This is a genomic window from Saccharopolyspora karakumensis, from assembly GCF_004349225.1.
Taxonomy (GTDB): domain Bacteria; phylum Actinomycetota; class Actinomycetes; order Mycobacteriales; family Pseudonocardiaceae; genus Saccharopolyspora; species Saccharopolyspora endophytica.
Map to the genome: position 1 here is coordinate 1 of NZ_SMLA01000092.1, position 11,370 is coordinate 11,370.

The following is an 11,370-nucleotide window of genomic DNA, read 5'->3' on the forward strand; positions in this document are numbered from 1 at the left end:
TCCTCCAACACCGCAAACCCACACCCCTCCCCGCACCACGCACCTGATCGGGAGGTGACCCGAGTACGGCCGTATTCAGGTCCCTTGACGGATGAACAGATCTACGCCCGCTTCCTCCGCGTGTTCCACGGCGTCTACACCACTCCCACCACTCCGCTGACCCACGCCCTGAAATGCGCCGCGGCCGCGTTGACCGCCCCCGAGGACTCGGTCATCACCGGCAGATCGGCCGCGACGTTGCGCGGTGTGGACCTCGCCGGGTTCGGCGACCCGGTGGAGGTGATCGGCCGAATCCCGACCTGATGATGCGCAGGAAGGGGCCGCGCTGTTCGGCGGTCCGGGTGGGGGAGTTCGAGCACTCGCCGTGGCGCGGGGTCGGGGTGGCCGGGTTCCCGCGCATCGCGTTCGACCTGCTCAAGCAGCGGTCCATCACGCGTGCGGTCGCCCACTGCGACGCCCTGCTGCACGCAGGGGTGATCACGGTGGACGAGATCGCGGGGCTCCTCGTCGGCAGGCACGACCACGGCATCAGGCTCGCGCGGCTGCGGATTCCGCACTGGGACGGGCGGGCCGAATCGGTTCCCGAGTCGGTCCTGCGGGTCGAGCTCGTGCTGCGCGGGACGCATCCCGTGCCGCAGCCGGAGGTCTTCGACGGGGATCGCTTCGTCGCCCGGCTGGACCTCGCCTTCGAGGAGGCGAAGGTCGCCGTCGAGTACGACCGAGGCCGGCACGCGGATCCGGCCCAGGCCGAGCACGACCGCGTTCGGCGCGATCGGCTCAGAGCCTTGGGGTGGACGGTGATCGTCGTGACCAACGACCGGCTCCGCGATCGGGTGGACGAGGTCATCGCCGAGGTCGCGGCGGCGCTGGGTGTCCGGTCCGGGGTGGCCGCGTGACCGCTTACCCTGGTGGGCGTGTTGGTTCTGCTTCCTCCTTCGGAGACCAAGGCTGCTGGTGGGGACGGCGCTCCGCTGGAGCTGGCCGGGATGTCGCACCCGGAGCTGAACGAGACCCGCCGCGAGCTCGTCGACGCGCTGTCCACTGTGGCCGGTGACGTGCCGCGAAGCCTCGAGGTCCTGGGGATTTCCGAGCGGCAGGTCGACGAGGTGGAGCGCAACGCCGAGCTGTGGTCCTCCCCCACCGCTCCCGCGCTGGAGCGCTACACCGGTGTGCTCTACGACGCCCTGGACATCCGGTCCCTGGAGCCCGCCCAGCGCAAGCAGGCCGATGGGCGGCTGGCGGTGGCCTCGGCGCTGTTCGGGCTGGTGCGCGGAACCGACTCGATCCCCGCCTACCGGCTCTCCGGCGGAGGTTCGCTGCCCGGGCTGGGAACGCTGCGCAGCGTGTGGCGCCCGGTGCTGGAACCCGTGCTGGCCGCGGCCGACGGGCTCGTGGTGGACCTGCGCTCGGGCGCCTACGCGGCGCTGGCGAAGGTCAGCGGTGCCGTCGAAGTGCGGGTGCTGTCCGAGGACGCTTCGGGCAAGCGCAAGGTCGTCAGCCACCACAACAAGTCCCACAAGGGCAGGCTGGCGCGGGCGCTGGCCTGCGCACCGGAGGAGCCGCGGTCGGTCGAGGACGTCCTGGACGTCGCCGCCCGGGCGGGGCTGCGCGTGGAGCGCGAGGCCGACCGCAAGCTCTGCGTCGTCGTCACGGCCTGAGGAGACGAACAGCACAGCCCGACGCCTGTCCCCCGGACGTCGGGTTCGGTCCGATAGACTGCGGGCTGTCTGCGGCTGGCACTCGGCCGCAATGCGAGCGGCGTCCGCCGCGTTCGCCCACCCATCGGCGCGGTATCGCGCCGGGCTCGTCCTCGTGATCGCCCGCGGAAAGACCCGCGAAGCTCTCCCCGTGACGTGCCTACCTCCGGGGAGTACTTTTCGTGCCTTCTTCTTCTGCCACGCCCGCACGCCGCAGCCAGCCGGGACGTCCGCGACGTCGCCGTCCGCAGGCCAAGGCGCAGCCGGTCAAGCGCAGCCTGTTCGACGAGGTCGGGGTGACGGCCGTCGACCCGGCGCCGTTCGCCGATCTCGGACTGCCCAACCGCCTGGTGCGCGCCCTGCACGACAGCGGCATGCAGGAGGCGTTCCCGATCCAGGCGGCCACCATCCCGGACGCGCTGACGGGACGTGACGTTCTCGGCCGCGGCCAGACGGGTTCCGGCAAGACGCTGGCGTTCGGGCTTCCGCTGCTGGCGCTGCAGACCGACAACGCGCGCCCGATGCGCCCGCGCGGCCTGGTGCTGGTGCCCACCCGCGAGCTGGCCACCCAGGTCACCGATTCGCTCAAGCCGCTGGCCAAGGCGCTGGGCCTGTACGTCCGCGAGGTCGTCGGCGGCACCTCGTTCAACCGGCAGGTCGACACGCTGCGACGCGGCGTGGACGTCCTGGTCGCGACTCCGGGCCGGCTGGCCGACCACGTGCGGCAGGGCACCTGCGATCTGTCCGAGGTGGAGCGCACGGCGCTGGACGAGGCCGACCAGATGGCCGACATGGGATTCCTGCCGCAGGTCCGGGAACTGCTCGACATGGTTCCCTCCGACGGCCAGCGGCTGCTGTTCTCCGCGACCCTCGACGGTGACGTGGACAAGCTCGTGGAGCGGTACATGACCGACCCGGTGGTGCACTCGCTGGCGCCGCCGTCGGCAAGCGTCGACAGCATGGAGCACCACCAGTTCCTGGTGTCGGCGACCGACAAGCAGGACGTGCTGGCGCGCATCGCCGCGCGCGAGGGCCGCACCATCATGTTCGTGCGCACCAAGCACCACGCGGACCGGCTCGCCAAGAAGCTGCGCGCCGTCGGCGTGGAAGCCGGTGCGCTGCACGGCGGGAAGGCGCAGAACGCCCGCACCCGCATCCTCGACGAGTTCAAGAACGCCTCGACCAGCACGCTGGTGGCCACCAACGTCGCGGCGCGCGGCATCCACATCGACGATGTGAGCCTGGTGGTGCACGTCGAGCCGCCGGCCGACCCGAAGGACTACCTGCACCGCGCCGGCCGCACCGCGCGCGCGGGTTCCAGCGGCACGGTGGTGACGCTGGTGACCGACGACCAGAAGCAGGCGTTCCGCGCCATGGCGAACCAGGCCGGGGTCAAGGCCATCACGACCGAGGTCCGGCCGCAGGACGCCGAACTCGCGAGCGTCACCGGAGCCCGCGAACCGTCCGGCACGCCGTTGGCCGCGCCGCAGCGCCAGCAGCAGAAGCCCGCGAAGTCGCGCGGCGAGCACCGTCCGCAGCGCGCTCCGCGCGGGACCGAACCGTCCCGCCGCGGCAACCACGGTGGCAGCAGCTCGGGCGGCAACGCGAACCGCAACCGCCGCGGAACGTCGGGCGGCCGCACGGGCGCCCCGCAGCGCGCTCGCCGCTCCAACTCCCCTCGCTGACCCCGCATCGCGCGAACGCGGACGACCTCGAGAAATCGGGACCGTCCGCGTTCGCGTCGCTGCCCTCACGTCGCCCGGTCCCGATTCCAGTGGAAGTCAGGGACCGGATCTCAGTGGAAATCGGGGGGCTGATATCCACTGAAATCCGGTGCGCCTGGTGAGGACCGCGCGACGGGAAGTGCCCCTGGGAGCAGGTTGCTCGCCAGGGGCACTTCGAGGTCGGTGGGTCAGGGTTTGAGGCCTGCTACCGGGCCTATGACCACGACCGCCGGGGGTTTGATGTCGTGGGTCCGGACGTCTTCGGCGACCTGGGCCAGGGTGGTCTTCACGGAGCGCTGGGTTCCGGTAGTGGCTTCCTGGACGACCGCGACCGGGGTGTCGGCCGGTCGGCCGTTCTTGATCAGGACCTCGGCGAACGCCTCGATGCGCTGGACCGCCATGAGCAGCACGAGCGTGCCGCGCAGCCGGGCCAGGGCCTCCCAGTCCACCAGGGACCGCTCATCGTCCGGGGCGACGTGGCCGGAGACCACGACCGCCTCGTGCGCCACGCCCCGGTGGGTCACCGGCACGTCGGCCATCGCGGGCGCCGAGAAGGCGCTGGTGATGCCCGGCACCACGGTCACGGGCACACCGGCTTCCGCGCAGGCCAGCAGCTCTTCGAAGCCGCGCCCGAACACGTACGGGTCACCGCCCTTGAGCCGGGCGACGAACTTGCCCGCGCGGACCTTCTCGATCAGCGTCTCGTTGATCACCGATTGGCTCGCCGACCGCCCGTAGGGGATCTTCGAAGCGTCGATGACCTCGACGTGCGAGCCCAGCTCCTCCAGCAGCTCGCGGGGCGCCAGGTGGTCGGTGATGACCACGTCGGCCTTGGCCAGCAGCCGCCGTCCGCGCACCGTGATCAGGTCCGGAGCACCGGGACCGCCGCCGATCAGCGCGACGCCGGGGGCGTGCGGCTCGGGGTGCTCGTCGACCACGCCCGCCTGCATCGCTTCCAGCAACGCGTCGCGAATTCCGGCGCTGCGGCGCGGTTTTCCGCCCGCCAGCACGCCGAGCAGCAGCCCGTCGTGCTCGGCGACGGCGGGGGTGACCGCGCTGCCCTCGGTGGCGTTGTCGGAGCGGACGCAGAACACCCGGTCGCGTTCGGCCTCGGCTCCGACGGCGGCGTTGACCTCGTCGGACGAGGTCGCCGCGACGGCGTACCAGGCGCCGTCGAGGTCGCCGTCGCGGTAGTCGCGGCGGCTCCAGGTGATCTCGCCGGAGTCGGCCAGCGCTTCCACCGCGGGCGTCGCCTGCGGGGCGATCACCTCGACGGCCGCGCCGGCGTTGATCAGCCGGGGAAGCCGCCGCTGCGCGACGGGTCCGGCACCGACCACGACCACGCGGCGACCGGCGAGGTCGAGTCCGGCGAGGTAGTGGTTATCCGTTTGAGTGGCCATGTGCGTGTCCGTGTGCGTGACCGTGCCCGGTCGGGTCGTCAGGGTGGTGGTGCGGCGTCTGCGGTGCACCCAGTTTGTCCTCGAAACCCGGCAGCAGCACCCGGTACGCGCAGGTGTCGCAGTTCATCCGGATGTCGCCGTGCAGGGCCTCGTGGTATCGCTCCACGACGAGGTCGACCAGGGCGTCGCAGTCTCCCAGGTATCCGGCGACGTGGAGCGGGAGCTCCGGTGCGGTCTGGGCCCACTCGCGCGCCTGCGTCACGACGCGCTGCGGCAGCACGCCGTCGAACAGGAAGTACGGGGCCACCACGACGCGCTTGGCCCCGAGCTTGCGAGCCCGGTCCAGCCCGCCAGGGACGTCCGGCGATGCCAGGGAGATGAACGCGGTCTCAACCGTCTCGAAACCGCAGGTCTCCTGCAAGAGGCGTGAGACCTTGCACACCTCGGCGTTGGCGTCGGGGTCGGTCGAGCCGCGGCCCACGAGAACCACTGCCGTGTCGGCCCATTCGTCGCGCGGGACCTGCTCGGCGATCCGCTCGGCGAGCAGCTCCAGCAGGATCGGGTGCGGGCCGAGCGGGCGCCCGAAGACGAAGGACGTGCCCGGGTGGCGGCGGACTTCGCGTTCCAGCGCGGCGGGGATGTCTCCCTTGCCGTGCCCGGCGGCGACCAGCACCAGCGGCACCGCGGCCATCCGGCGGTGGCCCTTGTCGGTCAGTTCGGTCCAGGCTTCGGTGACCGCGGGGGCGGACAGCTCGATGAACCCGCCCGAGCTGTCGACGCCGGCTGCAGACATCCGGGCCTTGAGCCGTTCGAGGAAGGCGTGGAACTGCGCGACGCCTCGTTCGTCCACCGTGCCGTGGCCCACGACCAGCAGCGGTTCGGTCACCGGTTACCTCCAGGTTCTGCCCAGTAGAGCAGGGCGTTGATGGCGGCGGCGGCGATCGCCGCCCCACCACGTTCGGTCAGGGTGCTCACGGCCGGTAGGCCGCTGCGCCGCAGTGCGGCCTTGCTGTCCACGGCGCCGACGAAGCCGACCGGGACTCCGACGATCAGCGCCGGTTCCAGTTCGCCGTTCTCGGCGAGCCGGAGCAGTTCGAGGAGCGCGGTGGGGGCGTTGCCGACGGCCCACACCGCGCCGCGCGGGTGTTCGGCCGCCGCGAGCCGCATCCCGGCCGCGGAGCGGGTGAGCCCTTCGGCGGCGGCGAGCTCGGTGACGCCCGGGAAGTCCAGGCCGATGCCGACCTCGCGGGCGGTGATGCCGGAGGCGACCATGCGCACGTCGGTGATCAGCGGCGCACCCGCGAGCAGGGCGTCGCGGCCTTGCCGCAGCGCGGCTTCGTCCGCGACGACCTCGCCGGTCCAGCTGGGGTCGGCGGTGGTGTGCACGACGCGTTCGACGACCTCCCGGGTCAGCGGTTCGAACCGGTCGAAGTCGGCTCGTGACCGCATGATCCGGTAGGACTCGGTCTCGATCGGGTGGACTGTGCGCCTCATGGTCGTTCCTGTTTCCTATGCGATTTCCGCGCTTTTGCGGGCGGTGAACCGCCACCACGCCGCCGCACCGCCCCAGACCAGCAGGAACAGGCCCAGGGTCAGGTATCCGAGCAGCTCGAACTGGTCCGCGATCGCGGCGACCCCGCCGAGGAAGTCCAGGCCGGATTCGGCCAGGACTCCGCAGAGCACGACGAAGGCGACCAGCGCGGCGAGCCCCACGGTCAGCGCGGTGGTGGTGACGTTGACCCACAGCCGCCGCAGCGGCCGGGCCAGGGACCAGGTGTAGGCGCGGGACATCAGGATTCCGTCCACGCTGTCCACTGTGCACATTCCGGCGGCGAACAGCAGCGGCAGGCTCAGCACGGCGATGGCCGACAGGTTCGCGCCGGGGGTGACCATCGCCAGGACGGTGATCTCGGTCGCGGTCTGCATGCCGAGGCCGAACAGCAGGCCGATGCCGAACAGGTGCCAGGACCGGGCCACGCCCTGCATCCGGCCGCGCAGCAGGCGTGCGAGCAGGCCGCGGCGCCCGAGGACGATCTCGACCTCGGCTTCGTCGATGGCGCCGCTGCGGGCGCGGCGCAGCAGCCGCCACGCGTCGCGCAGCACGAGCGCGTTGAGCACGGCGAGGGCGGTCAGCACGGCGACCACGATCAGGTCGACGGCGGTGGCCATGCGCACGCCGGTCTGCTCGGCCCACTGCTGGGCGGCGGGTCCGGCGATGAACGCGACCGCGCAGGCCAGCAGCATGACGACGCTGGCGTGGCCGAGGGCGAACCACATGCCGGTGGACACCGGACGCCTGCCGCGCTGCATCAGCAGCCGGGTGGCGTCGTCGATGACGGCGACGTGGTCGGCGTCGAAGCCGTGCCGCAGGCCGAGCAGGTACGCGGTGGTGCCGGCCGCGGCGAGGCCTCCGGCGGCGCTGAACGCCTGCTCGTGCAGCAGGTAGGCACCCCATCCCGCGAGGTGCAGTGCTCCGATCGCGGCCAGCAGGACCGCTGACTTCCGGCGCTCGCGCGCGCCCCAACCGGTGGTGTGCCGGCTCACTTCGGCATCCCGACTCATGGGATATCCGACCTCCTGGGTTCTCCCGCCCGGGGTTCGGTGGCCGCGCGCCGCGGGTTCGCGGCACGGGGCCGGCGCGCAGTGTCCTGACTCCCGGATCGACGTGGTTCCCCCGCCTTCCAGCTGGTGACAGCCGTGGCGATGGGTGGGGACCACTCCCCGGTCACAGTGGCGGGACCGTCCCGGATTCGCACCGGGTTCCTGCACTGTCGGCGACGGTCATCCTTGCCTGATCTACGGTCCGAGGTCAAACCTGGTGAAATCGATCACGTTGCGTGATCTGCGGGCTCGTCCTGTCGGCTGATGCCGCTTTCAACCGGCGCAATCGGGGGTACCCGGTCGGGTGAGCACAGTGCTCCGGCTCGATGCTGCGTCAAGGAGGCCACCATGAACGAGACGCACTCGATCACGTTGAACCTGCAGGTCGTGGAGGCAGGGGCGAAGACGACCGCGGACGTCGGGTTCACCACTCCCGCCGGGCAAGCGCTGCACGGCCACGGCACGGCCCGCAGGCACCCCGACGACCCCGAGGTACCGCAGATCGGCGACGAGATCGCCATCGCCCGAGCCCTCTTCGAACTCGCCCACAAGCTCCTGGACAACGCCTCCAGCGACATCGGAGACCGACTCCACAGGCGCGTCCACCTGCCCGCCTGATCAGCGGGAGACCTCGACCACCGGAGGTGGCGATCCCAGCGGGCAGTCCGGGTCCGCCCGGACTGCTCACGCGACCTCCGCGAGGACGTCGCGGACGACGTGCGCGGCGACTTCGGCGACGTCCACGGGCAGGCCCGGCCTGGCGCGCACCCGGAGTTGAACGGGGTCCAGGCGCGGCAGGTCGCGGCGCTCGATCAGCCCGACCGGCCGGGTCTTGGTCGAGGGCAGCAGCGTCACGCCGAGGCCGGCGCGCGTCGCGGCGAGCACGCCGGAGAGGTCGGCCGCTTCGCAGACCAGGTCCGGTCCCCTGCCGAGGGCGTCCATCGCCTCGATCGCGTGCCTGCGCAGCGTGCAGGGCTGGTCGAACACGACCATCGGCAGCGGCCGGTCCTCGGGGGGCGGCTGCCAGTCCGGGGCGGAGAACCACTCCAGCCGGAAACGACCTGCGTCGATGCTGCGGGAGCAGACGGTGTCGTCGATGAGCAGCGCGATGTCGATGCTGCCGCGGTCGACCGAGTCGGCGAGCCGCGCCGTGCGGTCCAGCCGGAAGCGGATCTCGCGGTCCGGGAACGCCGTGCGCATCCCCGAGGCCAGCTCGGGCAGCAGCCGGTCGGCGGCGTGCTCGGTGGAGCCGAACACCAGCGTGCCGCGCCCTTCGGCGCCGAGCCGGCGCACCGCCTCGTCGTGGACGTCGAGGATGCGGCGGGCCTCGGCGAGCAGGAGCTCGCCGTCGGCGGTGAACCGGGCGTGCCTGCCCTCGCGGACGACGAGCTTGCGGTCCAGCGCGCGTTCGAGCTTGCGCAGGTGCTGGCTGATCGCGGACTGCGTCAGGTACAGCGCCGCAGCTGCCCGGTGGAACCCGCCGCAGTCGGCGACGGCCACCAGGCTGCGCAGCGCGACGACGTCGAGCACTGCACTCATGCCCTCCAGCCTAGACCGATCAGGAACCGCGATCGATCGCGATCGCTTATCGTTGTTGGACGTGGCTGAGCAGGCCCGGAATTCTCCTGAGCATGCACACGTCGCGGTCGATCCCGCTCTCGCTCGCCGCACCCGTCGTCTTCTTCTGGGCCAGCGGATACCCGACCGGAGCTCTGGGGGTCGCCGCCGCGCCGCCGTTCCTGCTGACCGCCGTGCGCCTGGCGCTGGCTGCCGCGGTGCTCACGGCGATCGCGCTGGTGCGCCGGGCCGCCTGGCCGACCGGCGGCGATCTCGGGCACAGCGCGGCGGCCGGTCTGCTGACGCACGCGATGCAGTTCGGCGGGTGCTACGGCGGCATGGCCGCCGGGGTGCACGCCTCGGTGACGGCCCTGGTGATCTCGATGAACCCGGTGCTCACGGCCTCGCTGGCGGCAGTGCTGCTGCGGGAGCGGCTGAGCCGGTGGCGGCTCCTCGGCCTGGTGCTCGGCGTGCTGGCGGTGCTGGTCACCCTGGGCGGGCAGGTCGCGGCCGAGGGCGAGTGGAACCCGGCGATCCTGCTCACGCTGATCGGGCTGCTGGGCTTCTCGGCGGGCGGCCTCTACCAGCAGCGCTACTGCGGCGGCATCGACCTGCGCTCCGGCGCGGCCGTGCAGACCGCGACCGCGGCGCTGGTGATCGGGGTGCTCGCGCTGGTCGAGCACGGCCACGTCACGCAGTGGGCGCAGGCCGGGATCTCCGTGCTGTGGCTGGTGATCACCGGGTCGGTGCTGGGCGTGAGCTGCTACCTGCGGGCGGTGGCGGTCGGCGGCGCGGCGCGGGCGAGCGCCCTGTTCAGCGCCGTACCACCGTTCACCGCCGTGCTCGCCTGGCCGATGCTCGGCGAAACCCCTTCGGTCGCAGTGGTTCTCGGCATCGCCCTGGCGACGACCGCGTGCGTCCTCGGCACCCGCACCGAAACCCGCGAACCCGCCCGCGTCTAGACGGCTCGGCGGATTCGTTCCCAGGCTGCTGCGACGTGCCTGCGCTCGGTCACCGGTGAGCCGATGGCCAGTCGCAGCAGAGTTCGCCCACCGATCTTGGTGTGGGTGAGGTAGAGGTCACCGGAGTCGTTGAGCGCGTTCATCACCCGGTGCGTGCGCTCGTTGGCCTCGTCCACCGGGAGGCCCGGGTAGCACGGCCGGAAGCAGACCAGCGCGAACGGATGCGGTTCCAGCAGCTCGAAATCGGGGTCGTCGCGCACCCATCCGGCGAACTCCTGGGCCAGCGCGACGGTGTCGCGGATGTGCGCGCGCAGCCCTTCGGCGCCGTACCAGCGCAGCACCGACCACAGCTTCAGCGAGCGGAACCTGCGGCCGAGCGGGACCTGCCAGTCCCGGTAGTCGATCACCTCACCGGACTCGCTGGCCTCGTTGCGCAGGTACTCCGGCAGGATCGACAACGCCTCGATCATCGGAGCCCGGTCGGCCAGCCACAGGGCGCTGCAGTCGAAGTTGGTCAGCAGCCACTTGTGCGGGTTCGTGCAGTAGGAGTCGGCGAACTCGGCGACCCCGTCGTTGATCCAGCGCAGCTCCGGGCACACCGCGGCGACTCCGGCGTAGGCGGCGTCGACGTGCAGCCAGACCCCGCGCCTCCGGCAGACCTCGCCGATCTCGCGCACGGGGTCGATCGCGGTGGTCGAGGTGGTGCCGATCGTCGCGCACACCATCGTCGGCACCGCACCGGCTTCCACGTCCGCGGCGATGAGCTCGTCGAGGTGGCGCGGGTCCATGCCGAGGGTTTCCGGGTCGGTGTCGACCACCCGCACGTTGTCCGCGCCGATCCCGGCCAGCCGCGCCGCCCGCTCCAGCGACGAGTGGGTGTGCGCGGAGACGTAGAGCGCGTGGCGGCGGGTGATGCCCCTGCGGGCGACGTCCTCACCGGTCCGCTGCAGCGCGGCCAGGCACGCGACGAGCACAGCGCTGGACGCGGAGTCCTGGATGACCCCACCGCCGGCCACGTCGGTGCGGAAATGCGCAGGAAGACCCAGCAGTTCGGCCAGCCAGTCCACGACGACCGTTTCCAGCTCGGTGCAGGCCGGGCTCGTCGCCCACACCATGCCCTGCACGCCGAGCCCGCTGGAGAGCAGATCACCGAGGATCGACGGCCCGCTCGAATTGGCCGGGAAGTAGGCGAAGAAACCCGGGTGCTGCCAGTGCGTCACCCCCGGCAGCAGGATCTCGTCGAGATCCCGCAGGACCTGGTCGAACCCCTCACCCCGTTCCGGTGGGTGAGCGGGCAGGGCGTCCCGCACCTCACCCGGCCCCACCTGCGAGCGCACCGGGAACGACTCGATCCCCGCCCGGTAGTCCGCGATCCAGTCCACGACCTGCTTGCCGACCCGCCGGAACTCCTCCGGCGACATGTCACCAC

Annotated in this window: 12 protein-coding genes and 1 riboswitch; of the genes, 6 read left to right on the top strand and 6 right to left on the bottom strand. The window is 71.9% G+C overall.

The window, feature by feature from the left end:
- Positions 1-84: 84 nt before the first annotated feature.
- From E1202_RS31635 to E1202_RS30190, 4 genes are all read left to right on the top strand, one after another.
- Positions 85-303 carry a hypothetical protein gene (locus E1202_RS31635; RefSeq protein ID WP_165944033.1) on the top strand — a complete coding sequence of 73 codons (219 nt, stop codon included), beginning with the start codon at positions 85-87 and terminating at the stop codon, positions 301-303.
- Positions 303-896, top strand: a complete 594-nt coding sequence (locus E1202_RS30180) for an endonuclease domain-containing protein (RefSeq protein WP_165944034.1) — start codon at positions 303-305, stop codon at positions 894-896. Before E1202_RS31635 ends, E1202_RS30180 begins: the two co-directional genes overlap by 1 nt.
- Positions 897-914: 18 nt before the next feature.
- Entirely contained in the window at positions 915-1,658 is a 744-nt protein-coding gene (gene yaaA, locus E1202_RS30185) for a peroxide stress protein YaaA (RefSeq protein WP_132686714.1), read from the top strand.
- Between the two features lie 221 nt (positions 1,659-1,879).
- On the top strand, positions 1,880-3,382 hold the full coding sequence (locus tag E1202_RS30190) for a DEAD/DEAH box helicase (protein WP_132686715.1): 1,503 nt from the start codon (positions 1,880-1,882) through the stop codon (positions 3,380-3,382).
- Between the two features lie 227 nt (positions 3,383-3,609).
- Here the strand turns inward: E1202_RS30190 and cobA are convergent, their stop codons facing one another.
- From cobA to E1202_RS30210, 4 genes are read right to left on the bottom strand one after another with little or no spacing between them, the layout of a single operon-like run.
- Positions 3,610-4,821 (bottom strand): uroporphyrinogen-III C-methyltransferase, encoded by a 1,212-nt coding sequence (gene cobA / locus E1202_RS30195; protein WP_132686716.1) that lies wholly within the window; start codon positions 4,819-4,821, stop codon positions 3,610-3,612.
- The gene (locus tag E1202_RS30200; protein WP_132677994.1) at positions 4,802-5,707 is read right to left on the bottom strand and encodes a sirohydrochlorin chelatase; all 906 of its coding nucleotides are present in this window, start codon (positions 5,705-5,707) and stop codon (positions 4,802-4,804) included. Before E1202_RS30200 ends, cobA begins: the two co-directional genes overlap by 20 nt.
- Positions 5,704-6,315: a precorrin-8X methylmutase gene (locus tag E1202_RS30205; protein WP_132686717.1), complete on the bottom strand. Its 612-nt coding sequence runs from the start codon at positions 6,313-6,315 to the stop codon at positions 5,704-5,706. The genes E1202_RS30200 and E1202_RS30205 overlap by 4 nt, the downstream gene beginning before the upstream one ends.
- A gap of 15 nt (positions 6,316-6,330) precedes the next feature.
- On the bottom strand, positions 6,331-7,383 hold the full coding sequence (locus tag E1202_RS30210; RefSeq protein WP_132686718.1) for a HoxN/HupN/NixA family nickel/cobalt transporter: 1,053 nt from the start codon (positions 7,381-7,383) through the stop codon (positions 6,331-6,333).
- 79 nt (positions 7,384-7,462) lie between these two features.
- Positions 7,463-7,587: riboswitch (cobalamin riboswitch) on the bottom strand.
- Between the two features lie 183 nt (positions 7,588-7,770).
- Here E1202_RS30210 and E1202_RS30215 point away from each other — a divergent pair.
- Positions 7,771-8,040, top strand: coding sequence for a DUF1876 domain-containing protein (locus E1202_RS30215; RefSeq protein ID WP_132686719.1), 270 nt, complete (start codon positions 7,771-7,773; stop codon positions 8,038-8,040).
- A 66-nt stretch (positions 8,041-8,106) separates the two neighbouring features.
- Here the strand turns inward: E1202_RS30215 and E1202_RS30220 are convergent, their stop codons facing one another.
- On the bottom strand, positions 8,107-8,961 hold the full coding sequence (locus E1202_RS30220; RefSeq protein WP_132686720.1) for a LysR substrate-binding domain-containing protein: 855 nt from the start codon (positions 8,959-8,961) through the stop codon (positions 8,107-8,109).
- Positions 8,962-9,053: 92 nt separating this feature from the next.
- Between E1202_RS30220 and E1202_RS30225 the strand changes: the two genes are divergently transcribed.
- Positions 9,054-9,941, top strand: coding sequence for a DMT family transporter (locus E1202_RS30225; protein ID WP_132686721.1), 888 nt, complete (start codon positions 9,054-9,056; stop codon positions 9,939-9,941).
- Here the strand turns inward: E1202_RS30225 and E1202_RS30230 are convergent.
- The gene (locus E1202_RS30230; RefSeq protein ID WP_132686722.1) at positions 9,938-11,362 is read right to left on the bottom strand and encodes an aminotransferase class I/II-fold pyridoxal phosphate-dependent enzyme; all 1,425 of its coding nucleotides are present in this window, start codon (positions 11,360-11,362) and stop codon (positions 9,938-9,940) included. The genes E1202_RS30225 and E1202_RS30230 overlap by 4 nt on opposite strands.
- Between the last annotated feature and the right edge of the window lie 8 nt (positions 11,363-11,370).